Origin of the sequence: Microcoleus sp. CAWBG27 (assembly GCF_020883145.1) — a bacterium.
Lineage (GTDB): Bacteria > Cyanobacteriota > Cyanobacteriia > Cyanobacteriales > Microcoleaceae > Microcoleus.
The window spans coordinates 1-25,232 of record NZ_JAHREU010000067.1 but is presented as its reverse complement, the minus strand read 5'-3'; the positions used below and the strand labels follow the sequence as shown (position 1 = coordinate 25,232).

24 protein-coding genes and 3 pseudogenes are annotated in these 25,232 nt (G+C 43.6%); 14 read left to right on the top strand and 13 right to left on the bottom strand.

The genetic code is table 11. The features are described 5' to 3' along the window. Positions 1 to 79: 79 nt before the first annotated feature. The 3 genes from QZ938_RS26955 to QZ938_RS26945 all read left to right on the top strand — a co-directional run bounded on the left by QZ938_RS26955 (position 80) and on the right by QZ938_RS26945 (position 2,457). The gene (locus QZ938_RS26955; RefSeq protein ID WP_293354586.1) at positions 80 to 1,312 is read left to right on the top strand and encodes an NERD domain-containing protein; all 1,233 of its coding nucleotides are present in this window, start codon (positions 80 to 82) and stop codon (positions 1,310 to 1,312) included. 351 nt (positions 1,313 to 1,663) lie between these two features. Then, the gene (locus tag QZ938_RS26950; protein ID WP_293354583.1) at positions 1,664 to 1,921 is read left to right on the top strand and encodes a hypothetical protein; all 258 of its coding nucleotides are present in this window, start codon (positions 1,664 to 1,666) and stop codon (positions 1,919 to 1,921) included. 92 nt (positions 1,922 to 2,013) lie between these two features. Then, the gene (locus tag QZ938_RS26945) at positions 2,014 to 2,457 is read left to right on the top strand and encodes a hypothetical protein (protein WP_293354580.1); all 444 of its coding nucleotides are present in this window, start codon (positions 2,014 to 2,016) and stop codon (positions 2,455 to 2,457) included. A gap of 104 nt (positions 2,458 to 2,561) precedes the next feature. On the opposite strand, the gene QZ938_RS26940 is transcribed toward QZ938_RS26945, so the two are convergent. Beyond that, positions 2,562 to 3,437 (bottom strand): LysR family transcriptional regulator, encoded by an 876-nt coding sequence (locus QZ938_RS26940; protein WP_293354577.1) that lies wholly within the window; start codon positions 3,435 to 3,437, stop codon positions 2,562 to 2,564. A 127-nt stretch (positions 3,438 to 3,564) separates the two neighbouring features. Here QZ938_RS26940 and QZ938_RS26935 point away from each other — a divergent pair, with 127 nt between their 5' ends. The 7 genes from QZ938_RS26935 (at position 3,565) to QZ938_RS26905 (ending at position 7,743) form a co-directional block, all read left to right on the top strand. Further along, positions 3,565 to 3,942 carry a hypothetical protein gene (locus QZ938_RS26935; RefSeq protein WP_293354574.1) on the top strand — a complete coding sequence of 126 codons (378 nt, stop codon included), beginning with the start codon at positions 3,565 to 3,567 and terminating at the stop codon, positions 3,940 to 3,942. Positions 3,943 to 4,012: 70 nt separating this feature from the next. After that, positions 4,013 to 4,717: a DUF4079 domain-containing protein gene (locus tag QZ938_RS26930; protein WP_293354571.1), complete on the top strand. Its 705-nt coding sequence runs from the start codon at positions 4,013 to 4,015 to the stop codon at positions 4,715 to 4,717. Positions 4,718 to 4,732: 15 nt separating this feature from the next. Next, positions 4,733 to 5,086 carry a cupin domain-containing protein gene (locus QZ938_RS26925; protein ID WP_293354569.1) on the top strand — a complete coding sequence of 118 codons (354 nt, stop codon included), beginning with the start codon at positions 4,733 to 4,735 and terminating at the stop codon, positions 5,084 to 5,086. Between the two features lie 175 nt (positions 5,087 to 5,261). Beyond that, positions 5,262 to 6,308, top strand: a complete 1,047-nt coding sequence (locus tag QZ938_RS26920; RefSeq protein ID WP_293354567.1) for a DMT family transporter — start codon at positions 5,262 to 5,264, stop codon at positions 6,306 to 6,308. A 22-nt stretch (positions 6,309 to 6,330) separates the two neighbouring features. Continuing rightward, entirely contained in the window at positions 6,331 to 6,891 is a 561-nt protein-coding gene (locus tag QZ938_RS26915) for a DM13 domain-containing protein (RefSeq protein ID WP_293151630.1), read from the top strand. Beyond that, a complete protein-coding gene (locus QZ938_RS26910) occupies positions 6,806 to 7,450 on the top strand; it encodes a GNAT family N-acetyltransferase (protein WP_293354565.1) in 645 nt (214 codons plus the stop codon). Before QZ938_RS26915 ends, QZ938_RS26910 begins: the two co-directional genes overlap by 86 nt. A 74-nt stretch (positions 7,451 to 7,524) precedes the next feature. Next, a complete protein-coding gene (locus QZ938_RS26905; protein WP_293354563.1) occupies positions 7,525 to 7,743 on the top strand; it encodes a hypothetical protein in 219 nt (72 codons plus the stop codon). 266 nt (positions 7,744 to 8,009) lie between these two features. Here QZ938_RS26905 and QZ938_RS26900 read toward each other — a convergent pair whose 3' ends face one another. The 6 genes from QZ938_RS26900 to QZ938_RS26875 all read right to left on the bottom strand — a co-directional run bounded on the left by QZ938_RS26900 (position 8,010) and on the right by QZ938_RS26875 (position 14,963). Continuing rightward, on the bottom strand, positions 8,010 to 8,477 hold the full coding sequence (locus QZ938_RS26900; RefSeq protein WP_293354561.1) for a hypothetical protein: 468 nt from the start codon (positions 8,475 to 8,477) through the stop codon (positions 8,010 to 8,012). A 446-nt stretch (positions 8,478 to 8,923) separates the two neighbouring features. Continuing rightward, complete coding sequence (locus QZ938_RS26895; protein ID WP_293354559.1) at positions 8,924 to 10,516, bottom strand: right-handed parallel beta-helix repeat-containing protein; 1,593 nt, start codon at positions 10,514 to 10,516, stop codon at positions 8,924 to 8,926. A 523-nt stretch (positions 10,517 to 11,039) separates the two neighbouring features. Continuing rightward, positions 11,040 to 11,252, bottom strand: a complete 213-nt coding sequence (locus QZ938_RS26890) for a hypothetical protein (RefSeq protein WP_293365658.1) — start codon at positions 11,250 to 11,252, stop codon at positions 11,040 to 11,042. Positions 11,253 to 11,915: 663 nt separating this feature from the next. Further along, a complete protein-coding gene (locus QZ938_RS26885) occupies positions 11,916 to 12,353 on the bottom strand; it encodes a hypothetical protein (protein WP_293354555.1) in 438 nt (145 codons plus the stop codon). A gap of 193 nt (positions 12,354 to 12,546) precedes the next feature. Next, positions 12,547 to 14,211 (bottom strand): tetratricopeptide repeat protein, encoded by a 1,665-nt coding sequence (locus tag QZ938_RS26880; protein WP_293354553.1) that lies wholly within the window; start codon positions 14,209 to 14,211, stop codon positions 12,547 to 12,549. Next, the gene (locus QZ938_RS26875; protein ID WP_293151612.1) at positions 14,151 to 14,963 is read right to left on the bottom strand and encodes a sigma-70 family RNA polymerase sigma factor; all 813 of its coding nucleotides are present in this window, start codon (positions 14,961 to 14,963) and stop codon (positions 14,151 to 14,153) included. Before QZ938_RS26875 ends, QZ938_RS26880 begins: the two co-directional genes overlap by 61 nt. A gap of 944 nt (positions 14,964 to 15,907) precedes the next feature. Between QZ938_RS26875 and QZ938_RS26870 the strand changes: the two genes are divergently transcribed. After that, positions 15,908 to 16,039 (top strand): hypothetical protein, encoded by a 132-nt coding sequence (locus QZ938_RS26870; RefSeq protein ID WP_293354551.1) that lies wholly within the window; start codon positions 15,908 to 15,910, stop codon positions 16,037 to 16,039. Positions 16,040 to 16,129: 90 nt separating this feature from the next. Next, a complete protein-coding gene (locus QZ938_RS26865) occupies positions 16,130 to 18,157 on the top strand; it encodes a bifunctional serine/threonine-protein kinase/formylglycine-generating enzyme family protein (RefSeq protein WP_293354549.1) in 2,028 nt (675 codons plus the stop codon). A gap of 247 nt (positions 18,158 to 18,404) precedes the next feature. On the opposite strand, the pseudogene QZ938_RS26860 reads toward QZ938_RS26865, so the two are convergent. Continuing rightward, positions 18,405 to 18,781: pseudogene (locus QZ938_RS26860) on the bottom strand (ISKra4 family transposase); the annotation flags it as partial. A gap of 90 nt (positions 18,782 to 18,871) precedes the next feature. On the opposite strand from QZ938_RS26860, the pseudogene QZ938_RS26855 reads away from it, so the two are divergent. Next, positions 18,872 to 20,095, top strand: a pseudogene (locus QZ938_RS26855) (IS4 family transposase). Between the two features lie 290 nt (positions 20,096 to 20,385). Here the strand turns inward: QZ938_RS26855 and QZ938_RS26850 are convergent. From QZ938_RS26850 to QZ938_RS26840, 4 genes and pseudogenes are all read right to left on the bottom strand, one after another. Beyond that, positions 20,386 to 20,841: pseudogene (locus QZ938_RS26850) on the bottom strand (IS630 family transposase); the annotation flags it as partial. A gap of 173 nt (positions 20,842 to 21,014) precedes the next feature. Beyond that, a complete protein-coding gene (locus QZ938_RS33165) occupies positions 21,015 to 21,365 on the bottom strand; it encodes a helix-turn-helix domain-containing protein (RefSeq protein WP_363318904.1) in 351 nt (116 codons plus the stop codon). Positions 21,366 to 21,682: 317 nt separating this feature from the next. Next, positions 21,683 to 22,369: a PEP-CTERM sorting domain-containing protein gene (locus tag QZ938_RS26845; protein ID WP_293354547.1), complete on the bottom strand. Its 687-nt coding sequence runs from the start codon at positions 22,367 to 22,369 to the stop codon at positions 21,683 to 21,685. A 1,320-nt stretch (positions 22,370 to 23,689) separates the two neighbouring features. Then, positions 23,690 to 24,289 carry a sulfite oxidase-like oxidoreductase gene (locus QZ938_RS26840; RefSeq protein WP_293354545.1) on the bottom strand — a complete coding sequence of 200 codons (600 nt, stop codon included), beginning with the start codon at positions 24,287 to 24,289 and terminating at the stop codon, positions 23,690 to 23,692. A gap of 436 nt (positions 24,290 to 24,725) precedes the next feature. Between QZ938_RS26840 and QZ938_RS26835 the strand changes: the two genes are divergently transcribed. Further along, complete coding sequence (locus QZ938_RS26835; protein WP_293354543.1) at positions 24,726 to 25,130, top strand: cyclic nucleotide-binding domain-containing protein; 405 nt, start codon at positions 24,726 to 24,728, stop codon at positions 25,128 to 25,130. A 9-nt stretch (positions 25,131 to 25,139) separates the two neighbouring features. On the opposite strand, the gene QZ938_RS26830 is transcribed toward QZ938_RS26835, so the two are convergent. Then, positions 25,140 to 25,223, bottom strand: coding sequence for a transposase (locus tag QZ938_RS26830; RefSeq protein ID WP_293158237.1), 84 nt, complete (start codon positions 25,221 to 25,223; stop codon positions 25,140 to 25,142). Between the last annotated feature and the right edge of the window lie 9 nt (positions 25,224 to 25,232).

Genomic DNA, 25,232 nt, shown 5'->3' with positions numbered 1-25,232 from the left:
CTATAGTTAGGTGTACAATTATATGAAACTTGAAAGCCTAAAATGCTAAGATTAATCTCTTATAATAGGAGACAACTTTATGACTGAGGCAGTTAATGGATCAGAGCAATTTGTGTACAATATATGCACAAAGTCTTTCTTGTCACTATGGAGTTACATTAACCCCCAAGGAAAAAATTCAAGTAAGGAGTTGTGTGATGTATTAGTAATATGTGACCCTCATGTAATTGTAATAAGTGTTAAAGATATTCAACTTAAGAGTACAGAGAATCCAAGCGTTCATTGGAAGCGCTGGGAACGAAAAGCTATTGAAGAATCGATCAAGCAGATTAAGGGCGCTATCAAATGGCTTGATGGCTCAGAGTATGTTGTTAAGAAAGATGGCTCTCAAGGTTTAAAACTTCCGGCAAAATCTGAAAGGATTTACTACCGTGTAGCAGTGGCTTTTGGGGGTAAAAGAGAAGTTCCTATCACTTCTTCTGATGATAGCGATGATGAATTTTACCACGTCTTAGACGAACAATCATTCTTCTTACTTCTTCGTCACTTAGATACCATAAGTGACTTCGTTGATTATTTGAGTGAGAAAGAAAAATTCTTATCGAACACATCAGTTATTATCAATGGTGGCGAGGAAAACTTACTTGCAATTTACTTGCATAACGATCGCCAGTTTCCCTATGAAGTAGACGCGATCTTCCTTGAAGATGATCTCTGGGAGGGGGTGAGCAATCAACCTGAGTTCAAAGCAAAATTGCAAAAAGATGCGGAAAGCTATGTCTGGGATAAATTAATCGAAGTCTGGTGTGATGGCGGATTGGATAGGAAGAATTGGTTGGGACCAGATATGTCTGAGTCCGAACTCGAACTAGCCATTCGTGTCCTTGTTCGGGAAAACCGATTTTCAAGGAGGATTCTTGGTAGTGCTTTCAAAGATTTTCTTGAACTTAGTAAGGCGGGGCGTCTAGCCTCTCGATGTGTTCAATCATCATTAAGTAGGGTAGTATATGTCTTTTTTGCTTATGACAGTGACAGTACACTTGAAGATCGCAGAAATGAACTTCTCGGCAGATGTTGGGCTTCGCTTTGTCGATTTATCGAAAATTCTACGGTGATTGGTATCGGTTTAAATGTTCCAGGGGAGATACCTAGAAATGGGTATTCAAGCGATATAGTAATGTTGCAGCCACTAAACAATGAATGGTCGGAGGAAGATATGAAATGGGCACATTACTGTAGAGATGAACTAGGCTTTTTTAAGAGTTTTAATGAAATGCACATTCATGAAGCTGAGTATCCTACATCGGAGTAGTTTAAGCAGAAGCTTTGTAAGCCATTCTTGCATTATGTAATGCTTATCTTGCATCTACGCGTGATACCTAACAATTCAAATGCAGCAGACGATTGTAATCCCCTTGTGCTGAGTTTGATGTTGTCTGCCGCCGCTCATTTGAGGCGTTAGCTCGCGATCCCGATCGCAAAACCCAATACTTCAAAATTACCATTTGGTCGATCGTCCTCTTAGTTTCTAGCGTTTTCTGCGGAGAGTGCGATCTTTGGAAAGGGCGATCGAAGCGAATAAGTTGTCATTAGTCTTTACCCTTAATTATTCTTCCTTCTATACTTGCTAGAATAGAAGCGAATACTAACCGGACTGCAACTCATGCTAAAAACCATCGAAGGCATTTATCAGAATGGGCAGATTCAGCTAGCGGAGCTACCGCAAGATGTTAGCGATCGCTCTCAAGTTCTCGTCACCTTTCTCGATCCAAACAAAATAGATCCAATTAAACTGCGCCAACTGATCGATCAATTGGAAACAATTGCAGGTATTCAGCAAGGTTTCGAGGAACTCAACGCCGGACTTACTCGCCCCATCGAAAATTTTCTCCAAGAAATGCAGCATAAATATGACATTTAAGGTTAAAATTACCCCGATCGCCCTTCAATTCAATTTCATGAGAACATTCACTTGCCAAACAATCCCATGATAGTTCATCATGAGATTGATGATTGTTTCATTCTGATAACTCAGCTAATATGCGATCGCTCTTCTTGACTCTAGCTCTCATGTGTTTGGCCACCCCCGCTGTTGCCGCAACCTGCGAGGAAAGCTTTCAAAAAAAGGGAGACTTTCTCAATGGTGCCGCCTTTTCGGCGCGCGTTCAGGTTGAGGGGTTATCGGTAGAGAAAGCATTTTCCCAATTGCGACCCATTTTGGCGCGCGAGAGCATCAGAACTATCAGCACCGATGTCAGTACAGGTGTCATGAAAGCCGAAAATCCCGCAACAGCATTTCAGCGTGCTTTGCCGATCGATGTTTTTGCATCAGCCGACGGAAATCTATTAACTGTCGAGATGATTTTTACTCTTCCCAGTGGCGTGACTGCAAGTAGGGACACCGTGAAGGGATACTTGTGTGGTGCGCTAAATCAATTGTTACCAAAAAATAAGTAATTTCTAGTCCGATCGTGATTTTTGTGCAGCCCCAAGAAATTGTTCGCATCTTAGAAAATCTTGGGGTTTTAGAGGTTCGTCTTTGATACTCAAATCCCACAATCTCAAACCCACGGATCGAGCTTAAATTCTGCCTCTAAAAAATCAATAAAACAAGTTATTTTTCCCGGATAAAAACGGCTGCGACGATATACCCCATTAATTGGCAACGGAGTCGGCTGATAATCCTCCAACACCACCTTGAGATCGCCCCGGTAAATCTCATCACCAAACATCCAGACTGGCGCGACAGCAATGCCCAAACCCGATAACACTGCTGCTCGAATCGCCACAGAACTATTAGTTTGAAAACAACCCCCAACTTGCACCTTGATAGTGCCATCTGTTCCTTGAAAATGCCATTCATTGCCTGTTGACAGATGCGTATAGACAATACAATCACGATCCACTAAATCATCCGGTGTTTGAGGTTCTCCTGCTTGCTCAAAATAGCCTCTTGTTGCTACTGTGACGCGGCGAGTCGTGCCGATGTGATGGCTAATCAGGGAACTATCGGGACGATTACCAATGCGGATCAACAGGTCTAATCCATTCTCTACAATATCCACAAAACTATCGGCCATCATCAGATCGATCTTGACATCGGGATAGCGTTTCATAAAGGCTTTTAAACGGGGGACAATCTGCATTTCCCCAAACAGCACGGGACAGCCCAATCGCAAAATACCTGTTGCTCGTTCTTTTCCTGTTAAACTGGCCTCCGCTTCGGCGACGGTTTCCAAAATTTGCTGACAGTATTGATAGTATCTTTTCCCCTCCTCAGTCAAACTCAAATTGGTAGTTGAACGAGTGATTAGTTGTACCCCCAGATATTTTTCCAGAGCGGCGATTTGCTTGCTAATTGTCGGTTGCGTCGTCTTTTGTTCCCGCGCTACGGCAGAAAAACTGTTCATTTCGATCGCCCGAACGAAAGTCTGCATACAGGCAATTCGATCCATACAGTACCTATTCCAAAATGGCATATAACATATTCTATTATGCCTCCTTCTCAAAAAAATCGAAATAGATGATGATATTCGCATCAACCATTCTCACCAAAAAACGAAAATGTTAAAACTCAAATCCCTCAGTCCTCTGTTCGCCACCCTTGCTATTGCTAGCGCTATCAGTGCGGGAGATATAGCTGTAAATAGCTTTTTGCCAAAATTCCAAAATACGGCAATAGCAGCCCCGGAAATAACGGTTCAGGAAAAGATCCAGATTATTACTAAAAGTAAAGGACAAGTTGGTAGTGGCGACCAATTGCGACGATTTTTCTATGGTGATTTATTACCATTAGGAGTACAACCCGGTGGAGCAGGCATGGTGGTCAATCTCTACAACAAGGCCAACAATGTTACCTTCTCTTACTGTGCAACCTATGATGTCGTTGTCGCTGTGAAACAAGGGAGAGTAGCGAGTTTTCCTGCCGCTGAAGTGAAGTAATTTGCCTGTTCCCTTGCTGAGTGTAAGTAAGGGAAAATTCCCGATATATATAATTGAATGGATATTTAACATGGAACTTCAAGACTTCTTTGCATTGTTACATCCGGCGATCGCCATTATTGTGGTTTTTCCCTTAATCGGCATTGTGGTGAATCGCGCCCTACTCACCCGCCAACGTCGCCTGCAAGTTGTCGGTGGCGAAAAAAGTAAAATTCCGCCAGTAGTAGGTTCCGAGCACGTAGCAATCGGTAGTTGGTTGAGCGGCTCAGTTGTAGGGGTTGCCCTACTGGGAATGGCCTATCCCATTTTTTCAAAAATGCTCAGTAACGACACCCTGAACAAAGAACCCTTTCGAGTCTTTTTTGTCATCGCCATTTTCCTGTTAAGCATTGCTTCTTTCACGCTACTATTTAAGGCAAAAGTTAAACTATGGCGAGGTATTTTTGCCACTTTAACTGGCATGGGATTGATTGTTTTAGGATTTCAACCCGAAATTTATCGTCGGGATAATGAATGGTTTATTTCCCATTATTATTACGGTATGACAGCGGCTTTATTGATGATTTTTTCAGTGGCTATCGTCCAAGATATTTATCAGGACAAACAAAATCGCTGGCGCACCGTTCATATCATTCTCAATTGTTTTGCTCTACTGCTTTTTATCGGTCAGGGAATGACTGGTGCAAGGGATTTACTAGAGATTCCCCTCCATTGGCAAGAACACTATATTTATCAATGTGATTTTACCAATAAAACCTGTCCTCAACCCAAATAAAACGGTGATTTGAAAATGATGAAATCAAGAGTTTTCCCCCTGGAAGCTGATGTGCGTTTCTCCGATGAATCTGCTATGGTGACTGAAATTATTAAGACTAAAAATGCTAGTATCGCTATTTGGGGAGTCAAGCCTGGGCAAATGGTAGAAGCTCATTGTCACCCGGATGGACAAGATACCTGGGTGATGCTACGGGGCACTTTGACGTATTATTTAGGCAATGGTCAAAGCCAAAGCTTGAATGCTGGTGAAGTTGCCATCGCAGAAAAAAATCAGATTCATGGGGCAGTGAATGACAATAGTGAAGATGCTGTGTTTATCTCCATTTATTCTGCTCCCCAAATTGGCTATGAAAAGGCATCACCTTAAACTAATTTAATGTAAAGTTGTATACTGTTTAAATGAGTCGTGAAACTCTCTTGTCTTTCGGTTCTTCGCGTTCTACCCTACGGGAACGGCTTCGCCGAACGCGTCTTCGCGGTTCGTTTAAAACTTTTGAATTATTGCCTGAATTCATGTTATAAAATCAACATCAATAAAGAGCATGAAAGTTGCCAACAAAGTGCATCTAATTTTAATGAGAGTTCCTGCCCCGATGTATCTTGGCATAGCTGTTTTGATTTTTGCAACTTCTAATTCTGTTACTAAAAGAATAGTTGAGATTGGTCAAAATCATGCGATCGATGGCAGAAATCCCATCTCACTGTGCAATGTTTTATTTGTGGGTAATATCTGTGCTTTGGGGTTAATGACTCTAATTTTTCATCAAGATTGGCAACCGCAGACTCTAAAAGCTCTGACTCGTAAAGATTGGATTAGTTTAACCATTACAGGTATTTTATCGGGGGCGATCGCTCCAGCGTTAATTTTTCAAGCCCTGGGACAGACAAATATTACTAATATCGTGTTAATTGGGCGTATCGAACCAATTTTAACCCTGGTGTTGGGTGTTTGGTTGTTGGGTTCGCGGGTCAATTCGTGGTCAATTGCAGGGTCTCTGATTTCCTTGGCTGGGGTGATAGTGACTGCTTTTTTAGGTACTTCAGGGCCGATGATGACGATGGCTGGATTTCAAATTGGCACCGGAGAATTTTTTGTGGCGATCGCCGCGATCATTGGTTCCATTGCTACCGTCGTTGGTAAACTGCAATTACAATCGATTCCCTTGGGAATTTTTACGATTTATCGCAATATTCTGGGGACGGTGATTTTTTTCCTATTGGCTAATCTTCTTTACGGGCCAAACCACTTTGCCGAAGTGTTATCTCCTTTTCTGTGGCAATGGATGATAGTTTATGCGGCAGTTATTGTCGTCATGGGTCAATTATGTTGGTTGGCGGGTTTAAAAAATGCGACTTCCACGGAACTGAATTTAGCCAGTTTATTGAACCCAATTGCAGCTATAATTATGGGATATTTAGTTTTAGGGGAAGCTCCTACTTTAGCTCAATATGTAGGGGGAAGTTTGTTGTTTGTGGGGATTGTCTTGGGTTTTGTTGGCAACCTATATGAGGCTCAAATAAATCGAGAATTAGTTAACCTCAATCCTCGCGATGCTATGGAAACTGCGATCGGTTTCCGGGGAGTTTAATGTTTTAAGGAAGAAGATTTTTATGAAACGCCGCTATTTCAACTTTGCTAGTATTACCTTTGTGTCAACAATTGCGATCGGCTGCATCAAAACCGCTGGCGATCGAACTGCTATTGCGTCATCCGGTACTTCTGAAACAATGCCAACGCCTGTGGCAGCTTCCCCTCCAACTGGGCCAGCGACATCACCCACAACGGCTAAAGCGACAAAAGTTCTAACTTCTGGCACTTTTGTCGATGGCGAACACCCCACCAAAGGCACTGCCCGCATTGTCCAGAAAGGGGATGAGCGCATTCTGGAACTCGATCGAGCATTTCAAACCTCAACGTCTGGTCCTGATTTGGTCGTGATTTTGCACAAATCGCCCGATGTCATTGGCTCGACAGTTCCCCCAGCCTATCCCATCAAGAAAGGGGACTATGTGTTCATCGCGCCACTCAAGTCATACAGCGGTGCTCAAAGCTATGTGATTCCTGCCAGCATCAACTCAGAAGATTTTGCTTCGGCGGCAATTTGGTGCCGTAAGTTCAATGCCACCTTTGGTGCTGCAAGACTTCAGCGATCGAGTTCCGCAAGGCTCTGACGGCTGTCGGGAAATAAGCCTAGGTATTGTAGTTTCCAAAACTCGATCGCAATACCCAATATTTCAAAATTACCATCCCACGGAGTTTGATATGATTCGCCCGATCGCGCCCGATGACACAACTGCATTAATCGCCTTAGCTGAGGCAACTGGACTGTTCGGGCCGCACGAAACCGAAGAACTCGCGCTAATGCTGGCAGACCACTTTGGCGGCGAAAATAGCCAAGACATCTGGCTCACCGACGATGACGGCGGGCTGGTGGGGGTCGCCTATGTTGCGCCGGAACGAATGACCGATGGGACGTGGAATCTATATCTGATCGCCGTCCACCCCGATCGTCAGCGGCAAGGACGCGGTGCAGCATTGCTAGCCCACGTCGAACAGATGTTATCGCAGCGTGGCGATCGCGTGCTACTTGTGGAAACGTCGGGACTGGAGAGCTTCGAGTACGTTCGAGCCTTCTATCGCAAGAGCGGTTACGACGAGGAAGCACGAATCCGCGAGTTCTACAAGGCGGGCGAGGACAAGATCGTTTTTCGTAAGGCTCTGGGGAAATAAGCCTGGGTATTGTAGTTTCCAAAACTCGATCGCAATACCCAATACTTCAAAATTACCATCCCACGGAGTTTGATATGATTCGCCCGATCGCGCCCGATGACACAACTGCATTAATCGCCTTAGCTGAGGCAACTGGACTGTTCGGGCCGCACGAAACCGAAGAACTCGCGCTAATGCTGGCAGACCACTTTGGCGGCGAAAATAGCCAAGACATCTGGCTCACCGACGATGACGACGGGCTGGTGGGGGTCGCCTATGTTGCGCCGGAACGAATGACCGATGGGACGCTGTAGTTGCGTCCCCTGTTCAGAAACCTGGCATCCCCGTTCAATCTCCTGAAAGCATTCGACTAAGACTCGTCCTGCGATCGCCATCTTCCTACAAAAAAGGCGATCGCACTCCTGTAAATTAACAGCGATCGCACTTTCTAAGTAAAGATAAGCGATGTCTACGACGGGCTTCGCCTACGCTCTCCCGTAAATAAATCAAACAAAAAGCGATCGCACTCAACGTGAGATTTCAGCATCAGTTTGCTTGCGGAGCCTTCTGGCGTACCTTGCTAATACATTTCCTTATCGCCGAGGTAATATATCTCAATAGAAGTTGTTCCATGTTCAATTTGCTTTACAAGAGAGTTAAATTTGTTTCCAGCGGACCAAGCTTCTGCTGCTTCACTCGCTAATGCTACAATCCCAAAACCAGGATCTCTTGGGCGAACTAGATCATTGATCCAGTAACAAGTTCGTAAATAATTGAGTTGGGCAGGAGTTGGTTTTCCACCAGGAATCAGCAAATAACGATGAGGCGGTAGCTTATCTCGGTTTTGAAGCTTACTGTCGCCATTTCTAACTTGGTTGATCAGTTTTCTAGAGTCATCCGTCCAACCTGGAAACTCTCCTTTATCTCCATTCAGGGTACCCTTCTTATGGGCAAGTTCAGACCATACAGATCCTTTATAGTTCTCTTTCTTTAAAAATTCGTTTTTGTCTTCAAGAGCAATTCTCCAAAGCACAAATTTACCAGCCATGTTTTTCCTCACTTAGTTTTCAGGAGTTTTTTCTTCCCACATCTATTAGACATCTCCAAAAAAGAATCTGAAACCCTTATCCCGTCTAAACAAAAACCTAATTTCTGGAGATGTCTCTTAGACGATTCCCAACCCCAATTCCGTAATTTTTCGACTTACACTCAAATTTTCTCCCCCAAAATCCACCCTCAACTCCCACAACCCTTCCGCCCCTTACCTTTGAGCAGCCGCAAAAAATTCTCAACTTCCCCACGATTCGGATACAACAACTGCTGGCTCAAAGCACTTTCATAAGCCTCGATCGCTCCCAACGTCAAATGGTCAACTAAGGGATGAAAATTGATGAGCGATCGCTCTCTGGCTCATGGCATTGTGGACATCGCATCGACAATTGAGAAGGTGCGTTACGCTTTGGCTAACGCACCCTACAAGATCAAGCGATCGCACTATTGAGTTAATTGGAACGCCCCAATATCAGCACTACCATCGACAGCACGACGAGGTTTACCTCGTTGGTCAGTTTCGGGGTCTGTGGGCAGTTTCTTTGGGTCACCAGCACGAATAGCTGGGCTATTAGGGAGAAGACGCATTGTTTGGGTGGGGCCACTGTTGTCACTCAATGAACTCAGAAGGGGGTCAATCGGGTTGTTAATTGTACCAACGATGTCTCCTTTAGTGCCAAATCCTGTACTATCCCCGCTGTTGCCAATCAGGTTGTAGCCGTTACTGGCAAATGAACCTGATACATCGGTACTCGGAGCAAATTGAGTTTGACCACCACTGATAATAGTATTCCGCACCGTGAATGAGCTAGATCCATTATGAATCACGCTGGAGCTAAATTTACTCGAATTATTGCTAATGGTACTGTAGATTACTGTGCTGGTGCCCAAGTTTGTGATGCCGCCGCTAAACCCACCCGAATTATCGCTGATCGTACTGTTAATTACTGTATTGGTGCCCAAGTTATTGATGCCGCCACCAAAAGTGCCAGCCGAATTACGGCTAATGGTACTGTTAATTACTGTAATGGTGCTATTGCTGTTATTAAAGATGCCGCCACCATCAGCGCCAGCTAAATTACGGCTAATGGTACTGTTATTTACTATGATGTTGCCTCCGTCATTATAGATGCCGCCGCCGCCACCAGAAGAGTTAGCCGAATTACTACTTATCGTACTTTTGTCTACCCTCATGGTGCCTCTGTCATTATAGATGCCGCCGCCAAAGCCAATTCCCGAATTATCGCTAATGGTACTGTTGTTTACCGTAAGGGTGCCAGTTGTATGATAAATACCGCCACCAAACCAAGTTCCTGAATTATCGCTGATGGTACTGTTGTTTACCATTAAGTTGCCATGGCTATAAATACCAGAGCCAGAGTGTGCTGAATTACCTGTAATGCTACTGTTATTTACCGTTAAGTCACCAGTGCTATCAATACCACCTCCCTCAGTATTATGAAGCGATCCAGAACTATTCAATGCAGAATTATTGCGAACAATACTGCTATCTAAGGTAAGTTTACCCAAGTTCTCGATTCCCCCTCCGTTTTTGCTTGTGACACGACCGGACTCTACAATCAATCCAGCAAGCGTCACCGCTGCTCCCGACTGAATCTTAAAAACCCGCGACGCATTATTTCCACTCACCGTTACCAAAGGCCTACCCGTCAGTGTATCTTGTGGAGCAATGATATCTAAACTATGAATAATATCCAGCTCTCCTAACTGCAAGGTAATAATCTGTGGTGTGGAGAATAAAGAACGGTCAAACTCAATCAAGTCTTTTTCAGAGTCAGCGTTGGCTTTATTGATCGCATCTCGCAAGGTGGTAACGCTAGGGTCATTCACTGCATCTTTAAGGCTATTCACCACAATTGTGGCTCTGGTAGGTGCTGGTTGTGCTAATATTTGACTCACGCTAGGATTAATAGCAGCAGGTTGTCCAGTGTTGGCATGAGCGGTATTAACAAACCCAAAAAGGCTGGTAGTAAAAGCTAATACTGTTGCCAGTACAATTAGAGCAATTCGTTTCATGGTTTTTTCCTTGGTCTCCTAAGAATTTAGGTCATTACACTATAAAGACTTTTCCCCACCTCAATTTGGGAATTTTTCGAGTTACAGCCAAATTTTCTCCCCCAAAATCCCCCCTAAACCCCCCAAACCCTTTCTCTCCTTACGTTTCATCCCCTTCAAAATCTTCTCAACTTCCCCACGAGTCGGATGCAACAACTCCTGACGCAAAGCACTCTCATAAGCCTCTATCGCTCCCAACGTCAAGTGGTCAACTAATGGATAAAAATTGATGAGCGATCACACTTCCAATACCGTATTGATCGCACTCCCGATAAATACATCAAACAAAAAGCGATGTCTACGACGGGCTACGCCTACGCATTATAAGATCCGTAATCGCATTAAATTGGGTGGGTTAAGCTGTCGCTGACCCACCCAATTTAATGATAATGATACCGATGGTGCGTTACACTTCGTTAACGCACCCTACAAGATTGGGCGATCGCACTACAAGATCAGGCGATCGCACCCAGTAGCAGGAGCATTAGGCACCTTCGCCACCACCTTCGCCACCACCTTCGCCACCACCTTCGCCACCACCTTCGCCACCACCTTCGCCACCACCTTCGCCACCACCTGGTCGATAAGGCTCTAATATGTATTGGACGGAAGATTCGTTGTAGGATATATTCCTCAAAATGAGTTGAGAGAATTGCCTTGTCTCTATTTGATATTCATCCGTACCTGTTGGACCCATCTCCGTAATTCTCTCAGTGGTTAGTTCACCTGTTCGAGTGTTTTGTAGTTGGGCACTTACTCTAGATGGAAAATTTAAGTCGCCTATCCATTTCAGCGTGTAAGATGAAAGAATTAATACTTCATGTGTTACTCTTTCATTTCTGCTTATAGATCCATTAGTCATAGTTCACTTTCTCCACGAATCTCGTTACCACCTAAATTCAGATCATGTGCAGCATCTGCATTACCATCCTAGGCACAGGCTGTTAATGTAACAATATTTAGCATTACCATCGCTACAATTAGTTTCATTGCTCTCAATTATTTTCATTGCTCTCAATATGTCCTTAATAACAAGTTCATGGGGTGAACACCAAATAATTCTTCATTTGTGGCTCACCCCCTCAAAGATATTTCAGTTAGTAAGGAAGCAGTGCTATTTTGTGATATGGGGTGTTATTCTCAACTGAGGTGGCTAGAAAAACCTTTCTAGAAAAACCTTTGAAACAAAGACTCAGCCGCAACACGATTTGCTATTTATCATGATGGTTGAGTAGCGTTCAACAATTATAAAGGTCACTTAGACTACCTGTCCTCGACACCTAACAAAATCGCACTGATCCGGTCAGTAATCAGAGTTAATTAGCCAAACAAAATCTCATCTAGGATTCTTGCATTTTGTTCATCCCAATGGTGGTCTTGGTCGTCTTGTTACTGTGTAGGTTACGGTAGCGTTGGCGCTGGACTTATTCCTCAAAATTAATTCATCGTGATTACCTGTATTTATGATATAAGTATCCTCTCCTCTTGGTATTATCCTCGACTCCTTCTCATCGGTTAAGGCAGTTGTTCTCGTATTTCGTAGTTGGGAAGTTACTATCGCTTGAAAATCGTAGTCTCCTTTCCATCTCATATCGTATGAGGTATCGGTCATTACTTCAAGTGTTTTCACGTCACCCCTGTCTAGAAACCCACGATACTCAGTCATTCTTCCTTGACGAGTCTCGTTAACACCTGAATCCAGCTCCTGTGGAGTCTGTGCATCCTGTGCATACGATGGTAATGCTACGGTTGTTACTGTAACAATAGTTACTATTACTATCGCTACAATTAGTTTCATTGCTCTCAACATAGTATGTCCTTGTTTACGAGGGTTTGAGTTGTAATTTCCTGAGTTGTTTGAGAAAGATAGGGGATAGTTAATCACTTAACTTTTGTGTTCCCTTTTCTCTTCCCACATCTCTTAGACGTTTCCCACCCCCAATTTCGGAATTTTTCGACTTACACTCAAATTTTCTCCCCAAAATCCACCCTCAACCCCCAGAACCCTTCCGCCCCTTACCTTTCAACCTCTTCAAACTCTTCTCGACCTCCCCACGATTCGGATACAACAACTGCTGACTCAAAGCACTTTCATAAGCCTGTATCGCCCCCAACCTATCCCCTAACCCCGCCAAGGCTCTCCCCAGCCAGTAATCAGCCATAGTCGGATTAAACTCCCTCAATTCCTGACATCCCTCACAAGCCACTTCCCACCATCGCTTACTAGCCGCAACATCCCCCAGCACTTGGTAACTCTCCCCCAACCAAACCGCAGCAGGTACTGATTGCAGATAACCCGCTGCTGGTAAAATATGCCATCCTTTCTCCAACGCCTCCACCGCTTCCCGATGTTTAAGAGCCAAAGCCAACACCCTTCCATGACAAAACCAAGCATCAGCTAACTGAGGCTGTAGTTGCGTCCCTTTTTCCGAAACCTGACACCCCCTTTCAACCTCTTTAAAGCATTCCACCAACACCCGCCCCGCGATCGCCCAAACACTCCAGCGTTGAGGAAAACGCTCAAGCATTTCTTCCACTATGGAAGCAAGGGTTATGTTATTCCCCTCTTTTGTTTGGAGAGTACCCTCGACCCCCTTTTTAAAGGGGAAAGTTAGAGGAAGAGAGGTCATTTTCACAAGAGGCAAAATCTCACACAAAGCCCGATAAATTTCACACTCATCAGGATACAGATGATAAGCTTTTAGCATCATTTCCGCCGCCCTCTGATATTCCCCCGTCTCAAACAAGCAGCGCCCATAGTAATACCAACCATGAGGATGATTCGGGTGTTGTGCGGTAAACTCTGCTAACACCTCCACACCTTCCTTCCAATCTCCTCGGAAAATGTGATAATATGCCAGAGATTTGTGAGCCTCTGCTCCATGAGGATACTGTCGCAGAGCAGAGGTAATCATCTTTTTCGTCTCCTTCCCCTCCTTCCCAGATACCAATCTCATCGCGCAACGCTCATTCAACTGTCGTTGAAGTACCCGGAAATCATCGGTAGCTAAGACTGTCAATTTATGCAACCGTCGCTGTGCTTCCTGAAGATTCCCCACTTTCATTAGGGCATCATAGCTATGAATTAAGGCGACAATATCATCGGGGTTGAGTGACAAAATCATCTCAAAGGCTGATAAAGCCCCAACAGGATTCTCTCTCCCCATCTGCAATTGTCCCAAAACCAGCCAGTTAGCTGCGTTATCTGGTTGTAGGTTAGCCGCAGTTTCCAACGCAGTGATGGCTTTTTTACTGTCACCTCGACAAATTGCGATCGCGCCGTTGATATATTGTTCTATCCCTTCATTGTCGCATAATGGTAAGGCACTCTGATAAACTGCGATCGCCTCAGCTTCCCTTCCCATTAGCTGCAAGACTTTCCCCAATTTCAACCACACATCTATTAATTGAGGTTGCCGCTCAATGACTTGGCGATACTCCTCAACCGCCCGCTCCCAGTTACCCATTACTGACAAGAGATTAGCTAATTCCAAGCGTTTCTTCCAGCCATAGGGATACTGCTCCACATACTGACTTAATGCGTTCAGCTTCTGCTCTTGTCTCGTTACCTTTTCTTCTAAGATTAGGTGAACATTCAACTCCACCCCAGAGGAGTGGGTGACTGGTACCAAGCAGGAAAAATTGTTTCCAGACATATTGCGCTTACTTGATAATTAAGAGAACAATCAAAGCGCCCCTTTTGTTGGGGGAATGGAGCTATTTTTTGGTAAATCGCGATTATTTCATCGGAGTGAAAACTTTCCACCCCGGGAGAGCCTTTTTTGTCCGGTGACTCGGAGGAATTTAACAGAGAATTGTCCAACCCTGACAAATATCTTGTCAAACGCTTTTGCAGAATTTTTCGCGCTTGTGAAATACGTTTGCAAAGGTTTTCGTAGGATAAACCTAGCTTTTGTACTATTTCAAGATAGGATTTTTCCGCAATGAAGTGTAGGATAAAAGGTTCGCTCAGTTTGGGGGGCAAATCCTCAATAGCGCGTTGGATTATCATTGCTAATTCGCGGCGTAAAGCGACAGTTTCAGGACTATGGGAGAGAGAAACCAGTCCCTCCTCCCCTTTTTCAATTATTACTTCCAAACTCTCAACCCTATCGCCCAACCTCTTATTTTCTCGATGTATATCCATACAGAGGTTATAAGTCAGTCGGGTCAACCAAGCTTTAAAGTTAGTGATGACACAAGTAGAATCTTGACTTTTCTCGAAGGCTTTGAGCATCGCTCGACTGAGTACCTCTTCGGCATTAGTCGCGTTTCCGTCCATCCACTTCAAACAGCAACGGTAAAGATAATCTCGGTGCTGGTTCCATTGTTGCCAAAAATTTGTGCTTGTATCTGACGAGCGATCCGACTGCTTTGAAATGCTAGATAATTGAGAACCTAATTTCATTTCTAATACCTAAACTCTGGCTGTAAGTTTCAAGTAATCTTGGAATTGTTCCGTCGAAGCTGCTTAGCACCTGGATCTAGCGAAATACCTTCAATATTCGTAAAACTCGCACAACTCTTTTACTCAAACCGACTTGCAACCAGTCTCGGATAAACTGTTGCGTGAAACCCAATGTAAAATCACCCAAAACCTTGGGGTTGTTTCTTTTTCTGCACTTTCCCAAAGCCATAACTATAGAACCAATTTAATATTTTGCGGGCGTTCGCTCGGCGCATTAGCATGGAATTTAATCCTAGCGGAAGTTTAACTTTAGTCGAAAAATTTTCCCCGTGTCAATCTGGCCGCAAAAACCAAAAGTTCGGTAGTTGGGTCAGTGCGACTCGATTTAGCCGCTTTTACGGTATTGAAATACTTGTATAATAGTATAAATAAATTTTACATTTGTCAAGTTAAAATTTGAATACGAACATCATATGTAAGCTGTCAAACATCTAAACTGCATTAACAATACTCCGGACAGTTTTTTGAGCAGCGACCCAAAGCCTCATTCTACCGTTAATATTTCACAGAGCCTGGAACCCAGAACCCCCATTCTACCGTTGGTCATTGAAAACTGTCCGGACTATTGCATTAACTAACCTTCCGACAGCATTGCTCCCATGTCCGGACAGGCGTTGGGCAAGGCATGGATGCTTTCGGCAGCAAGCATCTTTCCACATCACATAGTCCTTGCCATACAAGGAAATTTTGCGAGGTTTGTTTGCTGTCAGCATTGACTTATAGCCTTTCTCAAAAAGATGAGGTATGACAGACAGCTTACATAACCTCCCAGACAAAGAGGGCTCGCATCCGAACAACGTCCGCGAATATGAGAGCTAGATCCGCTATATGTGCCAACAACCAAGGCGCACCGGGAGGCATAATTACCTGTGGCGCGACTAATTATGGCAGATAATTATAGAGTGTTTAATTTGATACTTGATGCTGCGGAAGTCGATCGGCTAAACACTGTTTTTGAGAAATCCAGGGATTTAGATAAGTCGATCGGGCAATGCGACGATGAATACCACCAGTGAGTGGGTTGCGAAAATTAATTGATATGACGAGGCAGAAACACATAAAAGGTATATCATAACCTTAAACCGGATCATTTCTTCCCCAAGGATATGTTCTACTGCTCGAATCCAAGGTGCTCTAATCCTTTCAATCCCGACAAATCTAAATTTTGTCAAAGTTGCGGCCAGGCCGACCTCACGCCTCTATTCAGGAACCGCTACCGCGTGATTCGACTGTTGGGGGAGGGGGGATTTGGCAGAACTTATGAAGCGGTAGATATCGATCGCATGGACGATCCCTGCGTCATCAAGCAGTTTATGCCCCAAGTTCAGGGAACATCAGCACTTGAAAAGGCTACAGAACTGTTTAAGCAAGAAGCGAAACGACTTTACGAACTCGGCGAACATCCCCAAATTCCTCGATTAATTGCTTATTTTGAACAAGACAAGCGACTTTATTTAGTACAAGAATTGATTGAGGGGCAAAACTTACTGGCTGAATTAACTCAGCAGGGAGTTTTTAGTGAAGAAAAAATTTGGCAGTTGCTGGCAGATATTTTGCCGATTCTGAAATTTGTGCACGATCGCAATGTCATTCACCGAGACATCAAACTTGAGAATATCATCCGCCGCCGCACCTCCCCCAATCCATCTCTAAATGCGGCAAATTTTAGCAATTCCGCTTTTCGCAGGGGAGCACGGCGAGAGTTAGTTTTAATTGATTTCGGCGTTTCAAAACAAGTGACTGGCTCGCTGATGAGCCAAGTAGGTACGACGGTAGGAACCCCCGGATATTCGCCGGTGGAACAAATGCGAGGTCAAGTTTTCCCCGGAAGCGATTTGTACAGTTTGGGGATAACTTGCCTGAGGCTGCTAACTCAATGTTTGCCAAAAGCTGACGGTTCCGATGACCTTTACGATCCGATAAATGGCGGCTGGATTTGGAGAGAAAGGTTGCCCGCAGGTACAAAAATCAGCAGCGAGTTGACAACAATTTTAGATAAATTAATTCAAGATTATCTCAAAAATAGATATCAATCTGCTGATGAAGTTATTAAAGCTTTAAATCTCTATTCTTTACCTCCGCAACCCCATTTTGTCAAGGCGGGACAACTTGCTTTAAATTCTTCTCAGACCAAGGCAGCCCTACCTCCCCTCAATGCTTATCTAACCGAGGGAGGAAAACTTGCTATCAATACCCCGCTCAATCACAGCCCGCAAGTCAATAGCAATATCTCTGTGAATTCAAGGGTAAAATCTCACACAAATCCGCCTCACAACCAGGGAACACCAAAGATTTCTGCTGTCAAAAGCAGTTTTGAATTTCAGGTGGTGACAGTAGACAATCGCGGGCAGAAAACTGATGTTAAAAGTGGCAAAACACATTTTTTTGAAGAACATCTCGGCCGCAGTACAGTCATGGAAATGGTATCTGTTCCTGGCGGTACTTTTCTGATGGGTACCCCAAAAGATCGGGGTGACAGCGACGAAAAACCGCAGCACTCAGTAACTTTAGCACCTTTTTATATTGGCAAATTTCCAGTCACTCAGGCACAGTGGGCAGCGGTTGCAGCGCTACCGGAAATAAAAATATATCTCAATCCCGATGCTGCCCGTTTTAAAGGTGTAAATCGACCGATAGAAAATATATCTTGGTATGAAGCGATGGAGTTTTGTGCTAGACTTTCTCGCAAAACTGGTAAGCATTATCGCTTGCCTAGCGAGGCCCAATGGGAATATGCTTGTCGGGGGGAAACTTCGGGGCCGTTTCACTTTGGGGAAACGATTACTAGCGAGTTAGCAAATTACAACGGAAATTCTAATTACGCTGACGCGCCGAAGGGAGTTTATCGCTTTCAAACTACAGATGTTGGTAGTTTTAAACCCAATGCTTTCGGATTGTATGATTTGCACGGAAATGTGTGGGAATGGTGCGCGGATGCTTGGCACAATAATTACAACGGTGCGCCTGTTGATGGCAGTGTTTGGGAGTCGGGCGGCGACTTTTCGCTGAGGTTGTTGCGGGGGGGTTCTTGGAACGATCATCCTCCGAATTGTCGCAGCGCGTGCCGCCTCAGATATCAGCCTGATTGTAAGGCTAGTATTGTGGGTTTTCGAGTGGTTGTTCCTGTGGTTTGATTTGTAGTCAGTTGTTAGTTGTTATATCAATTTTTTATCAGGCTGCTCCCGAATCTGATCCCCCTAACCCCCCCTTAATAAGCAGGGCGGTTTTATTGTCGTCAGACAAATTAGGTACGTAGTTGCGCTTCAGCGCTCTTTATAATATTAGGTTCTTCCTTACTTGGTATGTTAAACTAACAGTTAAAATGCCCCGTCAAGCAAACATCTATTCATCTATTGGGAGCATCCCGGTTTTGAAAAAGCCTCAAATAGCCAAGAGATCGTGTAGTCCAGCACAACGAAGTTTTAGCATCTTGTTATGACATTTTTTTTCAACCATTGAGCTCCGGAGATTTTCAACCTTCTATCTATTTGTTTGACAGCCGATTCCACCGCTCCCGAGCCAATGGAACAGATCTTGTCTGATGATAATTGCTCATAATTAACCATTGGAGAGCGATGCTTTTCTAGATACTTACAAAAGTTTTTGGCGGTTTTTCTGCGACAATTTTTAAATAAATTTAGGGTAGGTTCTACCCTTCCGGCCCACAAAAATTCCTTGGCTTTGGCTAAAGATTTTAATGACCCTCCCACTTTATATAAATTTTCCATTAAATGATACCAGTCTAAAATTTCACGTCGGGTTTTACCAGGATTTAACTCAATACGGTTTACTTAAGGTCGAACAAGTAGTATACTAGGTATGAGGTACAAAAAAGTAAATCAAGTATAATGCCGTACAAAAAATTATTATTAGAATCTCCCAAACTCAAAAGTAGCGAGATATTCAAAGCAATAGAGATAGCGATTCCATCAACAGAAATAGAAAAGGCTATCCTAAAAACAAAATCAAGAGAAAAACGGCATCGTGCTCTACCATCACAACTGGTAGTATGTTTGATCGTAGCAATGAGCTTATGGTCAAAAGACTCAATGCGCGATGTACTAAAAAATCTGATCGATGGACTTAATGAACTCTGGTTGAAAACAGGTAAATATTGGAAAATTCCCTGTAAAGCAGCTATTACTAAAGCCAGAAAAAGATTAGGATGTGTTGTAATGAGCCAGCTATTTCATCAGTTGGTACGACCAATGGCGACAACTGAAACAGTGGGAGCTTTTCTAAATGGATTAAGAGTTGTAGCAATAGATGGAACCTGTCTAGACCTCCCAGACAGTGATGAAAATGCCAGAGTTTTTGGTCGGGAAAGGCAGCCGTCCAGGTACAAGAGCTGCCTTTCCTCAAGCTAGATTAGTTATTTTAGTAGAAGCAGGAACACATTTAATATTTGATGCTTTGATATGCCCATATAAGATGGGAGAAAGAGTCAGAGCGTTAAGATTATTGCGGTCAGTTACTAAAGAAATGTTGTTAATGTGGGATAGAGGTTTACATTCGTATGCAATGGTGTCAGCCACGCTCAGCAAGGGTTGTGGCTATTTAGGAAGAATTCCATCAAATGTTAAATTCCTCAATGAAACACAACTAGAAGATGGTTATTACTTAAGTTTTATTAATCCCCCGGCAAATTCAGAAAAAAAGGATTTAAACCAATCCAAATTAGAGTAATCGAGTACACAATTGAGAACTTAAACGACCCAACAGCAGAAATTAAATATCGTTTAATCACAAGTTTATTAGACTGTAAAAAATTTCCGGCAAAGTTATTGGCTGCCGAATATCATCAACCTTGGGAAGTCGAAAATACAATTGATGAATTCAAAGTACATCTTCTAGAACGAAAAACTCATATTCGCTCTCAAAGACCAAGAGAAGTAGTACAAGAAAATTATGGTCTATTATTAGGACCGAAAAGCTGTGCGATCATTCATTTGTCAAACAGCGCAGAGTGCAGAAATTTCGCCATTAAGTATTTCTTTCACCGGTACATTACGAGTTATTCGTCGTGTTCCAAATTTCAGCGTTTAGAAGCACAAGAAATCCCCTTTTTTTAACTTGGTTGAACTTGGAGATTCTTGATGCGACTTTGCCACAAAGAGTTGAGAGAAATAACCCAAGAGTTGTGAAAAAAACTGTTTCAAAATTTAAATCCAAAAAAGTGAAACACAGAGGTACTGGAATAAAAATGAATCCTCGTGTTTTCAATATTTTAAAGCCTCCCAACCCTTAAGTAAACCGTATTGCCTTATCTGGTAAGCTTTCTACTTTTATTCAGCAAGCCCTAACTAATAACTAATAACTAATGACGAATGACTAATAACTAATAACTACTGATACCAATTTCCTAAAGTCCTGCTACAGATAGAGCATCTAAAATAAATTCCCACCCCGTCAAAGAAGTAATCACTTGGGAGGTCAACTTTGTTAATTCTTTTTGCACCGCTTCTCTCAACTCTTCTATGCAATCGAATCTCAACCATTTCAATTGTTCTTTGACATATCCCCACAGTCTTTCTATTGGGTTTACTTCCGGACTGTATGCGGGCTGAAACAGTAAAATAACATTTTCTGGTATGCTGAGATTTAAAGAGTTATGGAATCCTCCATTATCTAGTTGAACTATATGTAAATCCTCGGGGTACTCACTAGCAAATAGTTCTAAGAATTTCTGAAAACACACTGTATCTAAATGCGTAAACTCATAAAAAAAACTGCATCCAGTTAGCGGTTCTACGGCGCCATACAGCCACAAATAAGTAAAGTCCCACTGCACTTTTCCTAGGGGCTTTATTCCTTTACCTGTTAACTTTCTTCTCGCTCATCGTATGCAACCCCATCCGACTTTCATCTTGACTCCAATATCGCACTTTTTTCCATTGTTTTAAAAAGCTCTCACTCTGACTTAGACTGGCTTTTATTGAGGATGGCAGTTTTTTTTTAAACTCTTCTACTGCACCTGGTTTCTGCTTTTCGCTAACCGGACGTGGAAATGCGTAACTTTCCTTTAAGACGATATCTTACCCATTGATGTACTGTTCGATATGCTACCTCTACATCACAGCATAGTGTCAACCATTGATGTGCTTCTTTGTAGCTACTGAATCCTTCATGTTGGCTCAATTCCTCCGATAATTTTTTTACTGTTTCTGGAGTCATTATTCTGGGTCGTCCCGAACGAGGTTTCTGGCATAATAGTTCTTCTATTCCTCCTGAACGGTAGCTAGACAACCATCTTTGTATGGTGGTACGATGTTTACCGACGCGCACAGCAGCAGACAACACACTGTCTGCTGTCTTGGTTTTAAGCCAATAAAGAACTTGCAGTTTTTGATGCCGTACAGCATCTTTCTCTTGGCACAGCAGAGTTTTGAGTTATGCTGCCGTCTCCATAATATCGAGCTTGAAAACTCCTGACATTTTTCTGACCTCTATTTGGGTACTCAATTATAAAACTGACTTCTATTAACTGTAGTACTACTTTATGAAATTGGTATGACAACTGTCAACTGTCAACTGTCAACTGTCAACTGACAACTAACTTCTTAAATCAAGCAAAAGGCGAGCCGATTTCCCAGCGCGCCTGCACATCCTATTTTTTTTGTCAAACGTAATTGAACAGATCGTTCCGTTTCAAAAAATTATCAAACTGTCTTGCTAGCGCGGCGGCGGCGGGCTGCAACCAAGCCACCCAAACCAAGAGCCAAACCAGTCATTGTAATCGGTTCGGGAACTGCTTCTGCGCTGACGGTGAAGTCTTGGAAGTCTGTGTCGTTAGCGTTACCGCGATCGTCAAAGGAGATCAGGGTGCCTCCGTTAGACAGAGAAGCTGTTCCATTTGTATAGCTTCCGGCAGCTTGGAAAGTGTTGGTTGTTTCTCTGCTGAGCGCTGTCCACAAGGAGGATCCGCCAAACACGGCTTGTTGGGTGCCAGCGTTCAAGGTCGAGGTCGAGTAGACAGTGCCGCCATCGCCGCTGTTGAGTCCCAAAGTGTAAACTTGATTTGCTAGGAATGTGAATACTGCTGTTCCCGAACCCAAGACTGTATTGCCCAGAGATCCTTTCCATTCGTTCTCGCCGCCATTGTCAGAGGATTTAGTTTCCGAAAACAGCGTGCTAACTAGAGATGTCACCGAGTCCTTCACGCTGTAAATTCCCAAAGAGGAAGTGTAGCCACCGTGAGACTCTTTGAAGTTAAACATGACATCTGTATTGTTGGCGAAGGTGATACCGTTGGTACCAAAGGAGAAGGCTTGGGCTGGAGATCCTGCCCCTAATAAAGCGGTGGCGGCTGCGGTAGCTGTTAGGGCAGATAAGAGTTTGGTATTCATGACCTGATTCCTTGTTGTTGCAAGATATTAATAATTTCATTATGTGATAGTTCGTGTTTTTTTTCTCACTTTCTGTGAATTTTGACCAACTCTTTATGAAGCCTTTACAAGATCTTTATAAATGCTGTCGAGCCGATCGGTAAACGGGCGATCGCTCTCTAAAAATACACACCAAAAATTATAAAAATTAGGGCTGTAAACCTTGCAATCGCGGTCATGCGAGCGCTAACCCGCAACATAGATTTCGGTGGGTTTATCCTAATTTTAAATTTTATTGCAATTCTAAATCCTTAACAGCAAACACTTAGGTACAAACACTGTCAGTCTATTTTAGATTTTAGATTTTAGATTTAGTTGCAGGATTGCATCTGGGAGCTTGAGCTAGGGTAGAAAATTTTGGCTTCTACCCTGACGCTCGTGCACGTGGGACGGTACCTGTTTTTGGGCAGGGTAACTGTGTGGGAATCTAACAGTTTTGACACTCCCGGGCCTTCAGGCGTGGGGATTCTTAATTCATCGACTGACCTTTAAGCGCTATGTCCTTACGGCAATTCTTAAACCTTTCAACCGTACAAAAGTACCAATTGACGAGCTTAACTCACAACCACCCCAGAGGGTCTATAGCCTTTCTCAAAAAGATGAGGTATAACTGACAGCTTACATAACCATTAAACTAAGAGGGCTCGCATCCCAACAACGTCCGCGAATCTTTCTAATAACCGCTATATCTCCAAAAGCGTACTAGGATATGAACCTAGAGTTTGGGTATGCCCTACCCTACTTAACAAATGAACTAAATTATTTGTTTTCTGGTAAAGAGAACGCATTGATTCTCTAGCTGTATAGCGAGTTTTCGCTGCTCTGTGTCCAACAATTTATGCCGAAAAGTGTCTCTTAACTGTTTCACTCTTAGCATTGCGAGTTTAAACCTGACTGTTCTACCATAGTACAAATACAAACAAGGTTGGGATTTTTAGGAATGGATTTAAGAACTTAAAGCCCTCCTAAAAGGACAGGGTTTTAAACCCAATTTCCCGATAAAAGTTTTCTATTAATCCAGAAACTAGGAATATTTGTTGTTTGGGACTTGCGTATGGGAATTAAAGTAGTCGATCGCTCGGGTAAATTACTGACAAAGTGCCATCGTTGGGCTTAGGTCTTGTGGTTGAACTACAGAGAACCCGCACCGTGACAGATCCCAAAGATGCGATCGAGAGGGGCTTTCTGCTTTGAAAATTGCCAAAAAGCAGATTTCCATCAGAAAATACCATATATAGATGCGCTTGGCAAGCCATATTCGCGATCGATCGTCAGATCGCATCAAAAAAGACCGCTGTAGCGTTCCTCAGCCCAAGGTTCGCCCCTCCGGTGGTAGCCGTTGCGTTCCCAAAAACCGAGTTGTTCGGTTTCTGTAAACTCCAAGCCGTTAATCCATTTCGCGCTTTTCCAGGCGTAGAGGTGCGGAACTACCAGCCGCATCGGGCCGCCGCGATCGGGGGATAGCGGTTCGCCGAAGACGGTGTGGGCGAAAAAGTTTTCTTCTCGGAGGAAGTCGGCGATCGCAATATTAGTAGTGTAGTCGCCGTAGCAGTGTTCCAGGACGTGGAGGGCTTTAGGATCGATTTCTATGCTGTTCATAAAATCCGTGACTTTGACTCCCGTCCACTGCACGTCTAGTTTTGACCAGCGGGTGACGCAGTGAAAATCCGCAGTAAAGTTACTTTGGGGCATGGCCTGGAAGTCTGACCAAGTGAAGGTTTTTGGTTTTGCCAATCCCCAGACTTTAAATTCCCAAGTCTCAATGCTGACGGAGGGTGTATCGCCGTAAGTCAAAACGGGAAAGCCGTTGGCGAGGTATTGACCCGGGGGGACGCGATCGCTGTTATCTGATTCTGGCTTGCGAAAAAATTTGCCCTGCATTTATTCAAGCTCTACAGTAAATGACTGCAATCCTCAGTATAACTTAGATAGAACTACAAACAACAGCTTTATCGGTGGATAATTTACCGCCTTTGACTGAAATTTCAACGCTTGACTTTGGCGCGTTTTCGCCACCGAAATGATGCTGGGGAATCTTGGCGAATTATTAAAATATTGCTGAAGCAAGTCGAGTTTGCGAGATTGTTTGAGGATAGCAGGCTCAGCGACTGGAAAAACTTTTTCACGTGTAGATTGCCCGAGGATGTGCAGAAAAAATATATTAGAACCGGGAGTGTCGATCGCCTATGCTGAAAAGAGAAAATTAACACCACACTAAAACTCAAAAGGCTAGTTCCAGCAGTTAATATTGATTGATGTAGCACAATGATATATCCTACACCAACTACCACGATTCGGCTTTCGCCGGCGCTAAGCGATGTCTACCGAAACATTAGTTAACTGGATCGAAGAGAACACGGAATTAGGCATATTATCCCGCGATATTTTACAGGCGATCGCGCTTGAAATGGAAATCTCAACTTTTCCCCCGGGATTTCGAGTTGTAATCGAAGATACACCAGTCACCAATCTCTACATCCTAGAAAAAGGACAAGCCGATCGCTACCGCCGCAAACAACCGGGTTTAATGTGGGGGAGTAGTTTGTTACCGGGGGCGATCGTCAATTTATCGGCACTTCAGCGATCGCAACCGGCAGATAGTAGAATTATTACTCGTACAGAATGTCAATTTTGGGTCATTAGTGCCGATCGCTGGCGCAGTTTGCTAGAAAGATATCCACGCATCACCGAAGCCTACGCGGCTCTTCTGGAGTCAAGGTGATAAGCAAACCTAATCAGAAAAGCAAGCTAATAGCCTTGCTCGAAAGTTATCAAAGTTCATAAAGCCATAGGCTTGTCGCTTAATCAACTTAATTCGATTGTT

Excerpts from the sequence above, each read along its gene's own strand:
- QZ938_RS26920 (WP_293354567.1), top strand. The coding sequence starts at position 5,262 with ATGAAAGTTGCCAACAAAGTGCATCTAATTTTAATGAGAGTTCCTGCC.
- QZ938_RS26940 (WP_293354577.1), bottom strand. The coding sequence starts at position 3,437 with ATGCAGACTTTCGTTCGGGCGATCGAAATGAACAGTTTTTCTGCCGTA.
- QZ938_RS26845 (WP_293354547.1), bottom strand. The coding sequence starts at position 22,369 with ATGAATACCAAACTCTTATCTGCCCTAACAGCTACCGCAGCCGCCACC.
- QZ938_RS26905 (WP_293354563.1), top strand. The coding sequence starts at position 7,525 with ATGATTCGCCCGATCGCGCCCGATGACACAACTGCATTAATCGCCTTA.
- QZ938_RS26930 (WP_293354571.1), top strand. The coding sequence starts at position 4,013 with ATGGAACTTCAAGACTTCTTTGCATTGTTACATCCGGCGATCGCCATT.
- QZ938_RS26955 (WP_293354586.1), top strand. The coding sequence starts at position 80 with ATGACTGAGGCAGTTAATGGATCAGAGCAATTTGTGTACAATATATGC.
- QZ938_RS26865 (WP_293354549.1), top strand. The coding sequence starts at position 16,130 with ATGTTCTACTGCTCGAATCCAAGGTGCTCTAATCCTTTCAATCCCGAC.
- QZ938_RS26870 (WP_293354551.1), top strand. The coding sequence starts at position 15,908 with ATGGCAGATAATTATAGAGTGTTTAATTTGATACTTGATGCTGCGGAA.
- QZ938_RS26885 (WP_293354555.1), bottom strand. The coding sequence starts at position 12,353 with ATGAAACTAATTGTAGCGATAGTAATAGTAACTATTGTTACAGTAACA.
- QZ938_RS26880 (WP_293354553.1), bottom strand. The coding sequence starts at position 14,211 with ATGTCTGGAAACAATTTTTCCTGCTTGGTACCAGTCACCCACTCCTCT.
- QZ938_RS26950 (WP_293354583.1), top strand. The coding sequence starts at position 1,664 with ATGCTAAAAACCATCGAAGGCATTTATCAGAATGGGCAGATTCAGCTA.
- QZ938_RS26890 (WP_293365658.1), bottom strand. The coding sequence starts at position 11,252 with ATGGGTCCAACAGGTACGGATGAATATCAAATAGAGACAAGGCAATTC.
- QZ938_RS26835 (WP_293354543.1), top strand. The coding sequence starts at position 24,726 with ATGTCTACCGAAACATTAGTTAACTGGATCGAAGAGAACACGGAATTA.
- QZ938_RS26900 (WP_293354561.1), bottom strand. The coding sequence starts at position 8,477 with ATGGCTGGTAAATTTGTGCTTTGGAGAATTGCTCTTGAAGACAAAAAC.
- QZ938_RS26915 (WP_293151630.1), top strand. The coding sequence starts at position 6,331 with ATGAAACGCCGCTATTTCAACTTTGCTAGTATTACCTTTGTGTCAACA.
- QZ938_RS26925 (WP_293354569.1), top strand. The coding sequence starts at position 4,733 with ATGATGAAATCAAGAGTTTTCCCCCTGGAAGCTGATGTGCGTTTCTCC.
- QZ938_RS26895 (WP_293354559.1), bottom strand. The coding sequence starts at position 10,516 with ATGAAACGAATTGCTCTAATTGTACTGGCAACAGTATTAGCTTTTACT.
- QZ938_RS26840 (WP_293354545.1), bottom strand. The coding sequence starts at position 24,289 with ATGCAGGGCAAATTTTTTCGCAAGCCAGAATCAGATAACAGCGATCGC.
- QZ938_RS26875 (WP_293151612.1), bottom strand. The coding sequence starts at position 14,963 with ATGAAATTAGGTTCTCAATTATCTAGCATTTCAAAGCAGTCGGATCGC.
- QZ938_RS26935 (WP_293354574.1), top strand. The coding sequence starts at position 3,565 with ATGTTAAAACTCAAATCCCTCAGTCCTCTGTTCGCCACCCTTGCTATT.